Here is an 18770-nt window from a genome sequence, read left to right on the forward strand (position 1 = left end):
CTGCCCACCGGCACCCACTTCGCGACGCCTCCGCACCTCACCGGACATCCAGGGACCTCTCAAACAGGAGTTCGCTTATCGCGCAGTCACCCGCATCGTCGCATCCCCGCGTCACATCCCGTCCGGTATTTCTCCGCAACGTCGCCGGGTGTTCGTCCACGCAGCCGACGGCGTAGGGAAGCGCCGGCTGCAGCCGTCTGCCGCGCGCGGCCGAGCCGTCGCCGTCCTCTCCGGCGCCCCGACGAACGACGGGCAGGCCGCTCAGCATGGTCTGGTGGCCGGTCAGTCGCCGTACATTCCCGCGTAAGGATCCGGCTCGCCCGTCCACGGATCCAGACCTTGCTCCAGACGGCGCCCCTCCTCACGTTCGTTCAGGAAGGTGGCGGGTTGTGCACCCCAGGGAGCGAGATCACCCAGCGGGTTCTGGTCCAAGTCCGCCCGGAGCACGCACGCGAGGAACTCGACCATCCCACAGTCGTAACGGCGCCACAGGTTGCTGTCCCTGCCGCGCACCAAGACGGGCCATGTGCCGGGGTCGTCGCCCGAGGCGTCCCAGCACAGGATGTCCGAGCCGGCGTCGGCCCCCCACGCGATGAGTTCGGGCGCTGTCCCCGCCAGCTCGGGCGACTTGGGTTCCCTGGCCCAGGCGCTCTCGGCGTTCGCGGTCTCGTGGAGCATGCCGCTCAGCTCTGCCTTCGGTCGTCCCCCCTTGGGTTCCGGGTGGAGAACGACCAGATAGTCCTCCAACGTCCCGGCTCCGTATTCCCCGATGAACCGACGGTAGTCCGGTGGGAATTCCTTGTCCCATGCGTCACGCATCTGATCCCAGTCAACCAACGTATCGCTCGCGGCTGTAGGCGGCATGAGCCGGAGCAGGGTCTCCCATGCGGTTTCCTCGGACATTGATGCCTCTTCTCGTCGATCGATGTGTTGGTCCACCCCGTCACGGCAGGAGCCGTCCATCCCGTCCCCCGTGACGCTGACCGTCTGTGCGCCGCTGCTCTCGCCAAGTCGCCAGTTGGCAGGGGACCGTGCCATGACGGCATCCTGGTAGGCGGCCGACCCCGACGAGTACGAGGGTTCGAGACCTTCCGTGTTCCGCCGTTCGCATCGGTCGTGCTGGTCACCCGACCGCTTGCGGCGTCGTAGGCGACCGTGGCGTCCGTGTCCGAGGGAAGGGCGGCGCGCCGCCCAGGCTGCCGCGGGGCGCCGAGGACCAGGACGAGCCGTAGCCGGGGGCAGGCGGATCCGACGGACAGGAGGTGCCCGACCCCGGTCTCGCCGGATGGCCCCACATCCCGCCCACCTTTGCCGAATGCAAGAATGCGGCCCTTGGACGGAGAAGTGCATCGGCTCGGAGCGGGCTCGAACACTGTGGGAACGGGGGTAGCCATGGCGTTGGCCATGTGTCCACTGTGCAGCGACGACGAGGACATCGAGGTGATCCGCACGCTCGACGGCGGACGTCGTCTCGTGAAGCACCGGTGCGGCTACGAATGGGAGCACAAGGAACCCCCCGTCCCGCAGAGGAATCCGCTCCGCGCCTTCGACGACCTCAAGGCCCGTTTCCCGAAACCCGAGGACGTCGGTCCCGAGCAGTTGGAGCGCGTGGCCCGGCTGAAGGAGCAGTACCTCGCCGTCAAGCCGGACTTCGACCCCGACGTGGCGGACTACTGGTCGAAGTACCAGCAGATCTTCTCGCCCGACGGGCTGTGGACGTGCGACCCCCGAGTCCTCAAGGACTTCGCCAACTCCGAGGTCGGAGCCCGCCCCGGCAACCAGGCCACCTTCAACTCCGCGTGGAACGACATGGGAGACGCCGCAGCCGGGGAGGCGACCCGCAAGACGATCGAGTATCTGCTGTACGGCCCTGACGACGTGCCGCTCGAAGACCGGCTCCAGCATCTGCTGGACGGCACCAAGCCGTTCGCCATGACCGGTTTCAAGGAGGCCCTTCTCACGAGGGTTCTCTGCGTGATGCACCCCGACCGGTTCCTGACGATCCTCAAGTACACGACGGAGGCGGGCGGCAAGCGCGAGATCGCGCGAATGGTCTACGGACTGGAGCTGCCGGCACCCGAGTCGGTCAACTGGACCCTCGGCCGGCTCATCCTCTGGAGCAACGACCTCCTGAATGACCTCGACGGCCAGGGCTTCGCCAACCAGCAGCACGCCGCCGCGTTCCTGTGGTGGGCAAAGGATCAGGTCGAGGGACTTCAGTAGGTTGCCGTACATCGCCTGGGGCCCCTCGTAGCCCCGATGGGCTCTGCATGGCCGAACGCGAGCACGTCACCGATGTTCAGCCGCTTCGCGATGAGCTCGCTGCGCCCGCGAAGGCGTGCACGACCGCCAGCGGGCTGTCCCGGGTCGCCCCACAGAAGTCCGGCTCACCTTCGCGCAAGTCTCCCTGCTCCCGTCTGCACGACGGCTCCGCGCCATGAACGCGGAGGGCACGGTCGTCGCCCTCCGACGCTGAGCGCCACCCCGAGGCCGTTCCCCCTGTGTATCGCGGGACCGCCGATTCCGCCCACGGCTGTCGGAACGACACAAGACCGAGACCGCTCATCGGCAGCACCCGGACCGCCCGACCTGCGCCAGACCCCGGACTCGGCGAGACGACTCCTGACTGTCCATCACGCACAGCTGTCCACCGGCTGTCCACCGGCTGTCCAGCGAAGATGTCGAGATCTGACGGGCCCCATGGTTCAGCCGAGCAAAACAGCAGGTCACAGCCTCGCGGCAGCCTATCGGCCACAGCATGCGAACCGGCGACCTACGCATTGCGACGCACAGACGGACGGTGCCGATTCGCCGAGATTCCCAGGTCAACGAAAACAAGAAACCCCAGGTCAGAGACCTGACCTGGGGTTCACCATGGAGCCGCCTTCGGGATTCGAACCCGAGACCTACGCATTACGAGTGCGTTGCTCTGGCCAACTGAGCTAAGGCGGCAAGCTGCGGATATGGCTGTTCCGGCAGGAGCAGGCTCGCATCAGCAGCGGCGCTAAGTCTACAGGGTTATTCGGGGTGCCCCTGACCGGCCAGGCGGTCACCTCCTCCGGGCCGGTCGTACGGGACGCAGTGGCCCTCAGGTCACCTGCAGCGGGTGCCGTCCGCCGGCGGAGTCCCGGTGAGCAGGTACTTGTTGATCGCCCTGTCGATGCATTCGCTGCCGCGACCGTACGCCGTGTGACCGTCGCCGTCGTACGTGAGCAGGGTCCCCGACTCCAGCTGGCCGGCGAGGGCCTGCGCCCACTTGTAAGGGGTGGCCGGATCGCGGGTGGTGCCGACCACGAGGATCGGTGCGGCGCCCTTGGCGTCGATGCGGTGCGGGGAGCCGGTGGCGGGCGTGGGCCAGTAGGCACAGCTCAGGGAGGCCCAGGCGAAATTCCTGCCGAAGACGGGGGACGCCTTCTCGAAGTCGGCGGCGGAGGCCGTGACCTCGTCGGGCGTGGTGAATGCGGGCGGCAGGTCGAGGCAGCTGACCGCGGAGTAGGCGGACATCAGATTGGAGTACGAGCCGTCGCTCTCGCGCTCGTAGTAGCTGTCGGAGAGGGCCAGCAGTCCCGCACCGTCGCCGTTCATGGCCTCGGTGAGCCCGTCCCGGAGCTGCGGCCAGGCGCCCTCGTCGTACATCGCGGCGATCACACCCGTGGTGGCGAGCGACTCGGTGAGGTCGCGGCTCTCCCCGGTGGACACCGGCTGGGCGTCCAGCTTGGCGAAGAACGCCTTCATCCGGGCCGCCGCGTCCGAGGTCGACTTCGTCCCGAGCGGACAGTCCGAGCGCTTTGTGCAGTCGGCGGCGAAGGACTTGAAGGCCGTCTCGAAACCCTCGGTCTGGTCGCGGTTCATCTGTCGGGCCGGGAGGGACGGGTCCATCGCCCCGTCGAGCACGAGCCGGCCCGCCCGTTCCGGGAAGAGCTCGGCGTAGGTCGCGCCGAGGAACGTGCCGTAGGAGGCGCCGACGTACGACAGCCTCTCGTCGCCCAGCGCGGACCGGAAGATGTCCATGTCCCGGGCCGCCTCGACGGTGGAGACGTGCGGGAGGACCGCGGACGACCGCTCCTTGCAGCCTGCCGCGAAGCCCTTGAAGGCCGTGCTCAGCTTGTCGACCTCGGCCGGGTCGTCGGGAGTCTGGTCGCTCTGGGTGTACGCGTCCATCTCCTTGCCGTCGAGGCAGGTGACGGGCTCGCTGCGGGCTACTCCTCGCGGGTCGATGGCCACCATGTCGTACCGGGCCCGCACCGGAGCGGGATAGCCGACGCCCGCGTACGCCTGGAGGTAGCCGACGGCCGAGCCGCCCGGACCCCCCGGATTGACCTGGAGCGAACCGATCCGCTTGCCGGGGCCGGTTGCCTTCACCCGGGCGACGGCCAGCTCGACCGAGGGCCCGTCGGGCTTGGAGTAGTCGAGCGGGGCCTTGAGCGTGGCGCACTGGAAGCCCGGGGCGCCGCAGTTGCGCCAGTCCAGTTTCTGCTCGTAGTACGGCTTCAGCGCGGCGGTCGACACCGGGGAGGGCGCTGCCGCTCCCGGCACCGACCCCGAGGGGTCGGGCGCCTCCGAGGCCGGGCCGCTGCCGCTGCAACCCGAAATCAGCAGCCCCAGGGCTGTGGTGAACGCGATGGCGGAGGTCCTGAGGAACTGCCTGGTGTCCATCCTGGGAGCCTATAGGCACGAAGACGGATCATGCCCCTTCGTTCCCGTATAGGTGATTCGCCCAGAAAAAAGCTTCAGCGGCAGCCAGGTGGGCCTGCGCGGAGGATCTCCGACGCCGGGAGCCCGGCCACCACGCCGCTCGTCGGCTGCTTCTGCGCCGGCGGCTCCGGAGCGGTCGGGGAGTCACCCCGTGCGCAGCGCCATCGTCATCGCCTCCACCGCCAGCAGCGGGGCCACATTCGTGTCCAGAGCCGCTCGGCAGGCGAGGACCGCTTCCATCCGGCGAAGGGTCCCCTCCGGGCTGGAGCCGCGCGCCACCCGGTCGAGGGCGTCCCGCACATCCTCGTTGGCGAGGGGGACCGTCGAGCCGAGCTGGAGCGCGAGCACGTCCCGGTAGAAGCCGCTGAGGTCCGTGAGCGCGAGATCGAGGCTGTCCCGCTGGGTACGGGTGCGACGGCGCTTCTGCCTGTCCTCCAGCTCCTTCATCGCCCCCGCCGTGCCCCGCGGCATCCGCCCTCCCGCCGCCGCGCCCAGGGCGGCCTTGAGGTCCTCGGTCTCCCTGGCGTCGATCTCCTCCGAGACCTGTCTGGCGTCCTCCGCCGCCGCGTCGATCAGCTCCTGCGCCGCTCTCAGGCAGCCGCCGACGTCCTCGACTCTCAGCGGGAGCCTGAGCACGGTCGCCCGACGGGCCCGGGCAGCCTCGTCGGTGGCGAGTCGGCGGGCCCGGCCGATGTGCCCCTGGGTCGCCCGGGCGGCGGACGCGGCGGCCTCGGGCTCGATGCCGTCCCGCCTCATCAGCACGTCGGCGACGGCGTCGACGGAAGGCGTGCGGAGGGAGAGGTGGCGGCAGCGGGAGCGGATCGTGGGCAGCACGTCCTCCAGGGAGGGCGCGCACAGCAGCCACACCGTGCGCGGAGCGGGCTCCTCCACGGCCTTCAGCAGCACGTTTCCCGCGCCCTCGGTGAGGCGGTCGGCGTCCTCCAGGACGATGGCCTGCCAGCGGCCGACCGCGGGCGACAGCTGGGCGCGGCGGACGAGGTCGCGGGTCTCCTTCACACCGATGGACAGCAAGTCGGTCCGGACCACCTCGACATCGGCGTGCGTGCCCACCAGGCTGGTGTGACAGCCGTCGCAGAAGCCGCAGCCCGGTGCGCCGCCCAGCGCCCGGTCGGGGCTTGTGCACTGCAGGGCCGCGGCGAAGGCGCGGGCCGCGGTGGAACGGCCCGAGCCCGGCGGTCCGGTGAAGAGCCAGGCGTGCGTCATCCTCGACACGGCGGGAGGCGGCTCCCCCGCCGCCTCGGCCGTGACGAGCGCGTCGGCGTCCCGTGCGGCGGCGGCGAGCTGCTCCTGGACACGCTCCTGGCCGACCAGGTCGTCCCACACGGCCATCTGCCGCCACCGCCCTACTCCGTCGTACGAACTGCGGGCTCCGGACCACGTGTCACGAACCGCGCCAGGTGCCGCGAGGTGCTGCACCGGCCTCCCATTGTGGGGCAGGGGTCGGACACCTCTCATCGCCTGTGGACAACCGGGTCCGGCGGCGCCCGGCCCGCGGTCCGGCGGTGGCCCGAGCGCGGCCGGACCGGCGCGGGTCCGCCGGTGCCGTGACCGTAAGGTGCAAGCGGCTCGCGGCACCCCGCACGGCACCCCGCACGGCACCCCGCACGGCACCCCACTGTGCTGCCGCACCACCCGAGTGCGTCCGGTACGAGGACGAGGCTCCGCGACCTCCGCCACGAGGACGACGCCCCGCTCCCGGCGTACCGCACCGGCCGCCGCGAGGCTCCCGGTGGGCCTTCCCCGGCACAGCGCACACCGGCTAGCTCCCCCGGCGCCGGTCGTCCCCGTCGTCGTGCGGCCCCAGCAGTTCGTCCGCCAGGGTCGGCAGGTCGTCGAGCGGGGTCTCCTCCGCCCAGTCGGAACGGCGGCGCGACCGGCCCTCCTCGTCGACCTGGGGCAGCTCGCGCGTTCGCTCCTCCTCCGCGGGGGCGGACGACTCGTGCCGGAAGAGGCCCGGCGGCACGCGGTCCGCGGGGCTCTCGCCCCGCACCGGCGGCAGCACCGCGGTCTCGTCCGCGGGATCCCGGGACACCGTCGCGTTCCCCGGAGCCGCACCCCGCGTGCTGCCCGTGTTTCCCTCCGGGGGCTGCGGCACCTGAGGGAGGACCGTCGTCTCCGCGTCCTCCTTCGTCATGTCGATGCGCGGGCGCGGGGTCTCGGCCGTCTGCGTGACGTCGTTCGCCCCCACCACGGGAGTCGGCACCGTCGTCTCGGTGGCCGAGGACCCAGCGGCGGCCGCGGCCGCCTCCGCCGCCCGGCGTGCCTCCTCCGCCCGCAGCAGGGCCTCCTCGGCCTTGCGCTGCTTCTCGCGACGGCGCTCCTCGGCCTCGGCCCGCAGCCGGGCCTCCTCCTCGGCCTGCCGACGGCGGCGTTCCGCCTCCTCCCGGCGGGTCCTCTCCTCGGCCTCGCGCCGGCGCCGTTCCTCCTCGGCCAGCCGCCGGGCCTCCTCGGCACGCTGCCTGGCCTCCTCCGCCTGCCGCTCGGCCTCCCGGCGACGCGCTTCCTCCAACTCGCGGCGCTTGCGCTCCTCCTCCTCGGCGCGCAGCCTCGCGAGCTGCTCCTGGCGCTCACGCTCCAGGCGCTCCTCCTCGGCCTTGCGGGCGGCCTCCTCCTCGGCCCTGCGCCGGGCCTCCTCCTCGGCGGCCTTCCGCGCCTCCTCCCGGGCCTTCACCTCGGCCTCGGAGAGCGGCAGCATCTGGTCGAGCCGATGCCGTACGACCGTGGTGACGGCCTCGGGCTCCTGGCCCGCGTCCACGACGAGGTAGCGGCCGGGGTCGGCGGCGGCCAGGGTGAGGAACCCGGCCCGGACCCGGCGGTGGAACTCGGCCGGCTCGGACTCCAGCCGGTCCGGTGCCTCCGTGAACCGCTCGCGCGCGGTCTCCGGGGAGACGTCGAGCAGCACGGTCAGATGCGGTACGAGCCCGTCCGTCGCCCAGCGCGAGATCCGGGCGATCTCGGTCGGGGAGAGGTCGCGGCCCGCTCCCTGGTAGGCCACGGACGAGTCGATGTAGCGGTCCGAAACGACGACCGCTCCGCGCTCGAGCGCGGGGCGGACGACGGTGTCGACGTGCTCGGCGCGGTCGGCGGCGTACAGGAGGGCCTCGGCCCGGTGGGACAGCCCGGCCGACGAGACGTCGAGCAGGATGGAGCGCAGCCGCTTGCCGACGGGCGTGGCGCCGGGTTCACGTGTGACGACGACCTCGTGGCCCTTGGCGCGGATCCACTCCGCGAGCGCCTCGACCTGCGTGGATTTTCCGGCACCGTCGCCGCCCTCGACGGCGAGGAAGAAACCGGTGGCCGCGGGTGCCTGGGCGGGGTCCGCGCCGCGGCGGACCGCGTCGGCCAGATCGCGGCGCAGCGGCACGCCGGCCCGGTCGTCGGTCCTGGCGAGGACGATCACGGCCACGGGCAGCAGCAGCGCGCCGACCAGCATCAGTGTGAAGGCGGCGCCGCCGTGCGCGAACACGAACTCTCCGCTGGCCAGGCGGTGCGGGCCGATGGCGGCGGCGAGCAGCGGGGCGCCGACGGCGCCGAGCCCGATGGCGACCCGGACGACGGCCTGCAGGTGCTCGGTGATCCTCGGCCGCCGGAACTCCTCGGTCTCCAGGTCGATCAGCGCGTGCCCGGTGTGCGCGGCGACGCCTGCCGAACCGCCGGCGAGGACCGCGAGGAACACCACCGTCGCCGTGTCCGGGACGAGCCCCATCGCCAGCAGCGCCACGCCGCTGACGGCGATCACCAGCGCGAGGAGCCTGCGGCGGGACAGCGCGGGCAGCACGCCCGGGGCACCCCGGACACCCAGCACCGTGCCCCCGGTCAGGGCGAGCACGAACAGGGCGAACGCGGCCGGGCCGCCGCCCAGGTCGCGTGCGTGCAGGACGGACACGGCGGCTGCGGAGGCGACGGCCCCGGCGATCGCGGCGCAGGCCAGGACCAGCAGCGGGACGGCACCGGTACGGCCCTTGTCGAGGCCGTTGCCGGTGGACGGGCGGCGCAATCCCTCCAGCGGGGAACGGGGGCGCGGCGTCGGGGTGCCCGGGAGTTCGACGGCGGCCAGGACGGACAGCGAAGCGGCGAAGAGGCCCGCCGCCACGTACGACCCGAGCGCGGCCTGGTGCACGGTGAACCACTCGACGCCGGTGCCGAGCAGATTGCCGATCAGCGTCGCCGCGAGCAGTGCGGCGGCGCCGGCGGGAATGACCGCGAAGGAGGTGCGGAGGGACAGCCTCCGCAGGGCGTCCTGATGGTCCGGCAGCGGGCGTACGGCCGCGCCCTCCAGCGGCGGCGGAGGCAGCAGTGCGGGAGCGGCGCTCTCCCGGGCGACGGTCCAGAAGCGTTCGGCGACGCCGACGACGAAGACCGTGGCGAGCACGTACGCCACGGCACTGTCCGGGGTCCAGTCGATCCACAGCGGGGCGATGACGAGCAGGGCGATGCGGATGCCATCGGCACCGATCATGGTCCAGCGGCGGTCCAGCGGTCCGCCCGGCGCGGTCAGCGCGATGAGCGGGCCGAGGAGTACGGCCCCGAAGAGGAACGTGGCGAGTATGCGGACCCCGAACACGGCTGCGACGGCGAAGGCGGCGCCCCGGTATCCGCCGCCGAAGGCTCCTTCGGCGACCGCCGTCTGGAGCGCCAGGAGGACCAGCACCAGGAGGGCGAGGGCGTCACCGATTCCGCCGACGACTTGCGCACTCCACAACCGGCGCAGCGCGGGTACACGCAGGAGCGACCGTACGGCGCGCTCGCGTGAGTCCGCGGCCAGTGCGTCGGCGGCACGTGCTTCGGGTTCAGAGGTGGGGCTCTGGGCCGTTGGCTGCTCGGCTCGCGTCATCCGCCCAGCCTATCCGGAGGTGATTGCTCCCCGGAGGCCCAGCCCGAACAAACGGGCGGCGCGTCCGTGAAACGAGGGAGGGCCGCCCCGTGGTCCTCCACGGGGCGCCCCTTGCCGGACGCGTTCGTGACGCCGGAGCCGCAGCCGCTCTCGCTGTTCGTTACTCGTCCGAGGACGACGTCTTCGCCGCCGCGGCGGTCTTCCTGGCCGTCGTCTTCTTGGCGGCCGACTTCGCCGTGGTCGTCTTCTTCGCGGCGGTCGTCTTGGCAGCCGTCGTCTTCTTGGCGGCCGTGGTCTTCTTCGCCGCGGTCTTCTTGGCCGTCGCCTTCTTCGCGGGAGCCTTCTTGGCGGCCTTCTTCGCCGGGCCCTTGGCGCGCTTCTCGGCGAGCAGCTCGTAGCCGCGCTCCGGGGTGATCGTCTCGACGCTGTCGCCCGTCCGCAGGGTCGCGTTGGTCTCGCCGTCGGTGACGTACGGGCCGAAGCGGCCGTCCTTCACCACGACGGGACGCTCGCTCACCGGGTCGGTGCCCAGCTCCTTCAGCGGCGGCTTGGCGGCCGCGCGGCCACGCTGCTTCGGCTGGGCGTAGATCGCCAGCGCCTCGTCGAGCGTGATGTTGAAGATCTGGTCCTCGGTCTCCAGGGAGCGGGAGTCCGTGCCCTTCTTCAGGTACGGACCGTAGCGGCCGTTCTGGGCGGTGATCTCGACGCCCTCGGTGTCCTTGCCGACGACGCGCGGCAGCGACATCAGCCTGAGCGCGTCCTCGAGGGTCACCGTGTCGAGGGCCATCGACTTGAAGAGGGAGGCGGTCCGCGGCTTGACCGCGTTCTTGCCGGTCTTCGGCGTGCCCTCGGGCAGGATCTCGGTGACGTAAGGGCCGTAGCGGCCGTCCTTGGCGACGATCTCGTGGCCGGTCTCGGGGTCCTTGCCCAGCTCGAAGTCACCGCTCGGCTTGGCCAGCAGTTCCTCGGCGAGCTCGACGGTCAGCTCGTCCGGCGCGAGGTCGGTCGGCACGTCGGCGCGCTGGTGGCCCTCCGCGTCCTTCTCCCCTCGCTCCACGTACGGGCCGTAGCGGCCGACGCGCAGCACGATGCCGCTGCCGACCGGGAAGGACGAGATCTCCCGGGCGTCGATCGCGCCGAGGTCGGTGACGAGCTCCTTGAGTCCGCCGAGGTGGTCGCCGTCGCCGTTCCCGGCCTCGGCGGCCTCGCCGGTCCCCGTGCCCTCGCCGAAGTAGAAGCGCCTCAGCCACGGCACCGCCTGGGCCTCGCCCCGCGCGATGCGGTCGAGGTCGTCCTCCATCTTGGCGGTGAAGTCGTAGTCGACGAGCCGGCCGAAGTGCTTCTCCAGCAGGTTGACCACGGCGAAGGAGAGGAAGGACGGCACGAGTGCCGTGCCCTTCTTGAACACGTAGCCGCGGTCGAGGATGGTGCCGATGATCGACGCGTACGTCGACGGGCGGCCGATCTCTCGCTCTTCCAGCTCCTTGACCAGGCTGGCCTCGGTGTAGCGGGCCGGGGGCTTGGTCGCGTGCCCGTCCGCCGTGATCTCCTCGGCGGCGAGCCGGTCGCCCTCGGCGACCTGCGGCAGCCGTCGCTCGCGGTCGTCCAGCTCCGCGTTCGGGTCGTCGGCACCCTCGACGTACGCCTTCATGAAGCCGTGGAACGTGATGGTCTTGCCCGACGCCGAGAACTCGGCGTCCCGGCCGTCGGAGCCGGTGCCGCCGATCCTGACGGTGACGGAGTTGCCGACCGCGTCCTTCATCTGGGAGGCGACGGTCCGCTTCCAGATCAGCTCGTAGAGACGGAACTGGTCACCGGTCAGACCGGTCTCGGCCGGGGTGCGGAAGCGATCGCCCGAGGGGCGGATGGCCTCGTGCGCCTCCTGGGCGTTCTTGACCTTCCCGGCGTACGTGCGCGGCTTCTCGGGCAGGTAGTCGCCGCCGTACAGCTGGGTGACCTGCGCCCGGGCCGCCGCGACCGCGGTGTCGGAGAGCGTGGTCGAGTCCGTGCGCATATAGGTGATGAAGCCGTTCTCGTACAGCTTCTGCGCGATCTGCATCGTCGCCTTCGCACCGAAGCCGAGCTTGCGCGAGGCCTCCTGCTGGAGCGTCGTCGTACGGAACGGGGCGTACGGAGAGCGGCGGTACGGCTTCGACTCGACCGAGCGGACCGAGAACGCGGCGTTCTCGAGAGCCGCCTTCAGGGCGCGCGCGTTGGCCTCGTCGAGGTGGAGGACCTGGTCCGACTTGAGCCGTCCGTCCGGACCGAAGTCGCGACCCTGGGCGACGCGCCGTCCGTCGACGGCGGTCAGTCGCGCGGTGAAGGCCGCGGGGTCGGAGGGGTCGCCGGCGCGGCCGGTGGAGAACGTGCCGGTCAGGTCCCAGTACTCGGCGGAGCGGAACGCGATGCGCTCGCGCTCCCGCTCGACGACGAGACGGGTGGCCACGGACTGGACACGGCCCGCGGAGAGCCGCGGCATGACCTTCTTCCACAGGACCGGCGAGACCTCGTAGCCGTAGAGGCGGTCGAGGATGCGTCGGGTCTCCTGGGCGTCGACCATGCGCTTGTTGAGCTCGCGCGGGTTGGCGACGGCCTCCTGGATCGCGGCCTTGGTGATCTCGTGGAAGACCATCCGCTTGACCGGGACCTTGGGTTTGAGGACCTCCAGCAGGTGCCAGGCGATCGCCTCGCCCTCGCGGTCCTCATCGGTGGCGAGATAGAGCTCGTCGGATCCGGCCAGCTGCTCCTTGAGCTTTCTGACCTGGGCCTTCTTGTCGGCGTTGACGACGTAGATCGGCTGGAAGTCGTGCTCGACGTCCACACCGAGCCGCCGCACCTCACCGGTGTACTTCTCGGGGACCTCGGCGGCACCGTTCGGGAGGTCGCGGATGTGCCCGACGCTCGCCTCGACGACGTAGCCGGGGCCGAGGTAGCCCTTGATCGTCTTCGCCTTGGCAGGCGACTCGACGATGACGAGTCGGCGGCCGCCCTGTGCGGTCTCGCTGGTCGGGGACAACTTCGCTCTTCTCTCCGGTCGACGCTCGGTGGGCTCGTACGGCGTACAACGTACGGCGTACGGCCGTACTGCACTTTGCTGTCGCTGCGGAGTGTGACGGTACAACCCGCCCCCGTGTCAAACGGCAAAAGCTCGCAACGGCCACTCGAACGGTAACCCGACTCCGGGCATTCCTGCCGCCCGGACTCCCATGGCGGACCCCGGGAAGCGGCGGCCCGACGTGGGCGCGAGGTGGTCAGAACCGGCTGAAGCACCAGACGCCGGCGAGCAGGAAGCCCGCGCCGAAGATCGTGGTGAGGGCGGCGGCCGTGGCGGGATTCACGCCGTGCGCCACCGGGGCCCGGTGCCGGACCCGCGCTCCCGTCCATATCAGCAGTGCGGCTCCGAACAGCGCGAATACCGTTCCCGCGAAGATCGCCGGACCGCTCTCCATGCCCGTCTCCCATTTCTCGGCCTGCCCCGGGAAGCCCCGTGGCCGAGGCTGGCACCTCCGGGCGTCTCCCACCCGAATTCCAGGTGAACGCGACACGGGTTCACCCGGGCGGCGCCGCTGGGGGCGTTTTCCGGAGCATTGGCTTCCGGGAGGCGGGCGGGCAGCCGCACGCGGACGGCCGGACAGCGGAGCGACGCATTCGCCGGCTCCGCAGCGGACTCAGCCGGAGCCCGTATGAACATGCGCACAATGGCCGGTTTCATGCGGGAGCGATGGCCGACAGGCGCAGTCCGGCCGGACGGAGGGGGCCGTTCCGATCCTGCGGACGGCGCGGGCTGCGTCGCCGGCCGAGCGCCGGCGGGAAGGAGCCCTGCCGGGTCGACGGCGAGAGCGGATCGGTCCGGCTGCCGCCCGGGGATCACGCGGAGATGGGAAAGGAGCCGTTCCGCCGGTGGGGCGGCCACGATGGGCGGCCGGGCGGCGCACGGGCGACCCCGGTGGGCACCACCTCGTGCGCCGGCACGGGACCGTGGGGACGTCCGCGCCCGGCACGTGGTTCAGCCGCGCGGAACGGCAGGCTCCAGGAAGCCCTCCTGCACCAGCACCCTGATCGCCTCGGGCGTGCGGTCCCGCAGCAGCACCGGATCCTCGCCGACCAGCTGGGCGATGGCGTCGAGGATCCTGCCGGCGCTCAGCGTGCCGTCGCAGACGCCGGCGAAACCGGCACCGACCGTGTCCACCTTCGTGGCCCGCCGCATACCACGGCTCTGACGCAGCACGACGTGCTCGGGGTCCTCGGCGCCGGGCAGCCCGACCTGCTCCTGCACCACCTCGTCCACGAGTACGAAGTGGTCGGCGAGCAGCGCCGCGTCGTCGTGCGTGCGCAGATAGTCCTGCCGGGCGAAGTGGCCGCGTACGGCTTCGCCGAGCGGCTGCTCGACCGGGTGGGGCCACTCCTCGACGACGATCGACGGCCGGTCCGAGTCCGTCTTCCGGAGGGTGATCCAGCCGAAGCCGACCGCCTTGGTCCCGCGCGCCTCGAACTCGTCGAGCCACTCCGCGTAGCGCGCCGCGTACGCGTCGGGGGCAGTGCGGTGGTCACCGCTGTCCCTGAGCCACAGCTCGGCGTACTGCGTCACGTCCTGCACCTCGCGCTGCACGATCCAGGCGTCGCAGCCACGCGGCACCCAGGAGCGCACCCGCTCCTGCCAGTCCTCCCCCTCCACGTGCTGCCAGTTGGCGAGGAACTGCGCGAACCCCCCCTCGTTCAAACGGTCCCCGGCCTGCTGAACGAGCGAGCGGCACAGATCGTCCCCGCCCATTCCGCCGTCCCGGTACGTGAGCCGGGCGCCCGGCGAGATGACGAACGGCGGGTTCGACACGATCAGGTCGTACCTCTCCGACCCGACCGGCGCGAAGAGGGAGCCCTCGCGCAGATCAGCCTCGGGGGCTGCGGACAGCGCCAGGGTGAGGCGGGTGAAGGCCAGGGCCCGTGGATTGAGGTCGGTGGCCGTGACCCGGGTGGCGTGCTGAGTGGCGTGGAGGGCCTGGATGCCGGAGCCCGTACCGAGGTCGAGGGCGGAGGACACCGGAGTGCGGACCGTGATACCGGCGAGGGTGGTGGACGCGCCGCCGACACCGAGGACGACGCCCTCGTCACGGCCGCTCGCGCCACCGGCCCCGCCCACCGCGCAGCCGAGGTCGGAGACGATGTACCAGTCCTGCCCCTCGGGCCCGCCGTACGGGCGGACGTCCACCGTCGCCCGGATGCCGTCGGAGGACTCGGCCACCCAGCCGTCCTCGAGCGCCACGTCCAGGGGCAGCGCCTCCCGGGCACGCTCGGGTGACACCGGGCACTGCAGCAGGAAGAGCCGCACCAGCGTCTCCAGTGGGGACGCGCCGCGCGTGGCGCGCAGGGCCGGGACGGTCTCGCTGCGGGCGAGTGCGCTGTAGGCGGGCGCGCCGAGCAGTTCGAGCAGCCCGTCGGCGGTGAAGTCGGCGGCGAGCAGGGCGTCGCGCAGCCGGGCGGACTGGTCGGGAACGGGAAGGCCTGCGGCAAGGCTGGTCGTACTCACCCGCCCATTCTCACCCGCGGCAGTCCGCCTTCGCCGCCGCTGCCACGCCCATCGGGGCGACCGCGCGCCCCATCCGGTGCAGCACACGGTCCCGTTGAAGCGGTCGGCTTCGCGGAGTGGAGTGCGGGGAGAGGAGTGCCCGGAACCGGTTCGCGGAACCCGGTTCACCCGGGGGAAGCCCCCGAGGACCACGGCGCCCCGCCCCCGCGGGACCGCGTCGGAGCCGGCCCCGACGCGGTGGGCCGACCGGAACACGAGCCGCCCGGCATGGCGGAGCACCCGAAACACCCCCGGGCGGTTCGTCCGTCCGCCGTGGCACCGGCTCGACTACTCGGAGGTCCCCTTCGACGCCTCGGGCTCGGCGGATCCGGCCGACTTCGACGGGCCGGCGGCATTCGACGGCTTGCTGCCGGGCTCGGAGGCACCGCCGCCCGTGCCGGTGGAAGCGGTCGCCGACGGCTTCGTCCGCTGGCAGCCCTTCTGCTTCCCCATCGCCCTGCCCAGATCGCCGGACTGCAGCTTGCCGAGCGCGACCTGGTCCATCTTCTGGATCTTCTTCAGCCCGTTCGCGACGTCCTGCAGGCCGTCCGCGAACTTCTGCTGGTTCTTCGGGTCGAGCGCGTCGACCTTCTTCTTGAGGTCGAGGTACGCCGTCGCGGTCGCGTTGAGCTCCTTGACCGCGTCCTGCCGGAGCTGCTCCTGGCCCTCACCGGGTGGGGAGCCGGCGGCCTGCACCGCGGAGGCCAGCGCCTTGTTGGCGTCGGCGATGTCCTGGAAGGCCTTGGAGTCGGCCGCCTGTATGTCGGCGGGCTTGCCGTCGACGGCGGTCGAGATGATCGCCTGCTGGGCGTCGGCCCGCTTCTGGATCTGCGGCTGTGCCTTGTCGCAGACGCTCTTCGCCCAGGCGTCCACCTTGCCGCTGTCGTCTTCGTCGCTGCAGCCCGTCAGCGCGAGCACCAGCACCGCACCGCCGGACACGGCGGCCGCGAGCTTCTTGTTCACCTTCACCGGATCGGTCCCTTCCAAGGCTCTCGGCCCCGGAACATACACGCCCTCCGCACAACAATCCCGTGCTGAATGTCCAGCTTGTTGGGTTGTATAGGTATTTGCCCCAGGAGAGACAAGGCTCACCGCCGCCTCCGCTCCCGGCCTGCCCCCGGGCGGACGAACGGGCGGGCATCGTGGTCGACCACGATGCCCGCCCCTCGTGTGAGCAGGCGTTTCGTCCAGGTGAAGCGCTACTGCGAAACGACCGCCGGGTCCGGTGACTTCGACGACCGCTCGGCGGCGTTGCCTTCGTCACCCACCGCGACCGACCGCCTCTTTGAGATGTACACCGCACCGACGATGACCACGATCGCCAGGGCCGCGATCACCGCCCGCACGCCGGCGTTGGCGTCGTCGCCGTAACTGAACTGCACCACCGCGGGCGCGATGAGGAGCGCCACGAGGTTCATCACCTTCAGCAACGGGTTGATCGCCGGGCCCGCGGTGTCCTTGAACGGGTCGCCGACCGTGTCACCGATCACCGTCGCCGCGTGCGCCTCGCTGCCCTTTCCGCCGTGGTGCCCGTCCTCGACGAGCTTCTTGGCGTTGTCCCACGCGCCACCGGAGTTGGCGAGGAAGACGGCCATGAGGGTGCCCGTGCCGATCGCGCCGGCGAGATACGAGCCGAGGGCGCCGACGCCGAGCGTGAAGCCGACCGCGATGGGCGCCATGACGGCGAGCAGACCCGGTGTGGCCAGCTCACGCAGGGCGTCCTTGGTGCAGATGTCGACGACGCGTCCGTACTCCGGCTTCTCGCTGTAGTCCATGATCCCGGGGTGCTCACGGAACTGCCGCCGCACCTCGAAGACCACGGAACCGGCGGACCGGGACACGGCGTTGATCGCCAGCCCGGAGAACAGGAAGACAACGGCCGCGCCGAGGACCAGACCCACCAGGTTGTTGGGCTGGGAGATGTCCAGACTCAGGCCCATCTCCCCGGCCTTGGCGCTCACCTCCGCGACCGCGGTGGCGATCGCGTCCCGGTACGAGCCGAAGAGCGCAGCCGCCGCGAGGACGGCCGTCGCGATGGCGATGCCCTTGGTGATCGCCTTGGTGGTGTTGCCGACGGCGTCCAGGTCGGTGAGGACCTGGGCGCCCGCGCCCTCGACGTCGCCGGACATCTCCGCGATGCCCTGGGCGTTGTCCGAGACCGGCCCGAAGGTGTCCATGGCGACGATGACACCGACGGTGGTGAGGAGTCCGGTGCCGGCGAGGGCCACGGCGAACAGCGCGAGCATGATCGACGTACCGCCGAGCAGGAACGCCCCGTACACGCCGAGACCGATCAACAGCGCGGTGTAGACGGCGGATTCCAGCCCGATGGAGATACCGGCGAGGACGACGGTGGCCGGACCGGTGAGCGAGGACTTGCCGATGTCGCGGACCGGGCGGCGGGTGGTCTCGGTGAAGTACCCGGTCAGCTGCTGGATCAGGGCGGCCAGCACGATGCCGATGGCGACGGCGACCAGCGCGAGGATGCGCGGGTCTCCCTCGTGGCCCCTGATCGCGGGCTCGGTGACTCCGCTCAGCTCGGCGTACGACGACGGCAGGTAGGCGAACACCGCCGCGGCCACCAGGGCCAGCGAGATCACCGCGGAGATGAAGAAGCCGCGGTTGATGGCGGACATCCCGCTGCGGTCGGCGCGCCGCGGGGCGACCGCGAAGATACCGATCATCGCGGTGACCACGCCGATCGCCGGGACGATCAGCGGGAAGGCCAGCCCCAGATCGCCGAAGGCGGCCTTGCCCAGGATGAGGGCGGCGACGAGCGTGACGGCGTACGACTCGAAGAGGTCGGCTGCCATGCCGGCGCAGTCGCCCACGTTGTCACCGACGTTGTCCGCGATGGTCGCGGCGTTGCGCGGGTCGTCCTCGGGGATGCCCTGCTCGACCTTGCCGACGAGGTCCGCTCCGACGTCCGCGGCCTTGGTGAAGATGCCACCGCCGACACGCATGAACATGGCGATCAGCGCGGCGCCGAGGCCGAAGCCCTCCAGGACCTTGGGGGCGTCCGCCGCGTAGACGAGGACGACGCAGGAGGCACCGAGCAGGCCGAGGCCCACCGTGAACATGCCCACCACACCACCGGTGCGGAAAGCGATCTTCATTGCCTTGTGCGCGACGGCCGTCAGATCCTTCGCCGGCTCGCCTTCGGCCGGGGTCGCCTCACGAGCCGCCGCGGCCACGCGCACATTCGCGCGCACCGCGAGGCGCATGCCGATGTATCCGGTGGCGGCCGAGAACAGCGCACCGACCAGGAAGAAGACCGAACGTCCCAGTCTCTGCGACCAGTCGTCCGCCGGCAGCAGCATCAACAGGAAGAAAACGATCACGGCGAAGATGCCGAGAGTGCGCAACTGCCGGGCCAGATAGGCGTTTGCGCCTTCCTGGACGGCTGCCGCGATCTTCTTCATGGACTCGGTGCCTTCACCGGCCGCCAGCACTTGACGCACCAGCAACTGGGCGACGACCAGCGCCGCGATCGCGACGACCGCGATGACAATTACGATCATTCTGTTGTCATCGGTGAGTACCGCGGCCGCAAGGGAAGTGGGTTCGGTCAGGGTTGGGTTGAAGAGCCCCGCCATTCGTCCTCCTTGACGTTCAGAGCTCAAGATGTGGACGGATTGTAGGGAGCGGAACCTGATC

General features: G+C 71.2%; 10 protein-coding genes and 1 tRNA gene. 1 reads left to right on the forward strand and 10 read right to left on the reverse strand.

Annotated features, from left to right (window positions below):
* Positions 1-282: 282 nt before the first annotated feature.
* Positions 283-903, reverse strand: a complete 621-nt coding sequence (locus O7595_RS14520; protein WP_269729107.1) for an SMI1/KNR4 family protein — start codon at positions 901-903, stop codon at positions 283-285.
* 489 nt (positions 904-1392) lie between these two features.
* On the opposite strand from O7595_RS14520, the gene O7595_RS14525 reads away from it, so the two are divergent.
* On the forward strand, positions 1393-2223 hold the full coding sequence (locus O7595_RS14525) for a hypothetical protein (protein ID WP_269729108.1): 831 nt from the start codon (positions 1393-1395) through the stop codon (positions 2221-2223).
* 652 nt (positions 2224-2875) lie between these two features.
* Here the strand turns inward: O7595_RS14525 and O7595_RS14530 are convergent.
* From O7595_RS14530 to O7595_RS14570, 9 genes are all read right to left on the reverse strand, one after another.
* Positions 2876-2952, reverse strand: a tRNA-Thr gene (locus O7595_RS14530).
* Positions 2953-3093: 141 nt separating this feature from the next.
* Complete coding sequence (locus tag O7595_RS14535) at positions 3094-4656, reverse strand: alpha/beta hydrolase (RefSeq protein WP_269729109.1); 1563 nt, start codon at positions 4654-4656, stop codon at positions 3094-3096.
* A 183-nt stretch (positions 4657-4839) separates the two neighbouring features.
* Positions 4840-6045: a DNA polymerase III subunit delta' gene (locus tag O7595_RS14540; RefSeq protein ID WP_269729110.1), complete on the reverse strand. Its 1206-nt coding sequence runs from the start codon at positions 6043-6045 to the stop codon at positions 4840-4842.
* Between the two features lie 430 nt (positions 6046-6475).
* A complete protein-coding gene (gene tmk, locus O7595_RS14545; protein WP_269729111.1) occupies positions 6476-9550 on the reverse strand; it encodes a dTMP kinase in 3075 nt (1024 codons plus the stop codon).
* A gap of 160 nt (positions 9551-9710) precedes the next feature.
* Entirely contained in the window at positions 9711-12566 is a 2856-nt protein-coding gene (gene topA, locus O7595_RS14550; RefSeq protein WP_269729112.1) for a type I DNA topoisomerase, read from the reverse strand.
* 235 nt (positions 12567-12801) lie between these two features.
* The gene (locus O7595_RS14555) at positions 12802-12999 is read right to left on the reverse strand and encodes a hypothetical protein (RefSeq protein WP_269729113.1); all 198 of its coding nucleotides are present in this window, start codon (positions 12997-12999) and stop codon (positions 12802-12804) included.
* A gap of 557 nt (positions 13000-13556) precedes the next feature.
* On the reverse strand, positions 13557-15074 hold the full coding sequence (locus O7595_RS14560) for a class I SAM-dependent methyltransferase (protein ID WP_269729114.1): 1518 nt from the start codon (positions 15072-15074) through the stop codon (positions 13557-13559).
* Between the two features lie 327 nt (positions 15075-15401).
* A complete protein-coding gene (locus tag O7595_RS14565) occupies positions 15402-16082 on the reverse strand; it encodes a small secreted protein (protein WP_269729115.1) in 681 nt (226 codons plus the stop codon).
* Positions 16083-16312: 230 nt separating this feature from the next.
* Positions 16313-18709, reverse strand: coding sequence for a sodium-translocating pyrophosphatase (locus tag O7595_RS14570; RefSeq protein ID WP_269729116.1), 2397 nt, complete (start codon positions 18707-18709; stop codon positions 16313-16315).
* Positions 18710-18770: the final 61 nt, after the last annotated feature.

The organism is Streptomyces sp. WMMC940 (assembly GCF_027460265.1).
Lineage (GTDB): Bacteria > Actinomycetota > Actinomycetes > Streptomycetales > Streptomycetaceae > Streptomyces.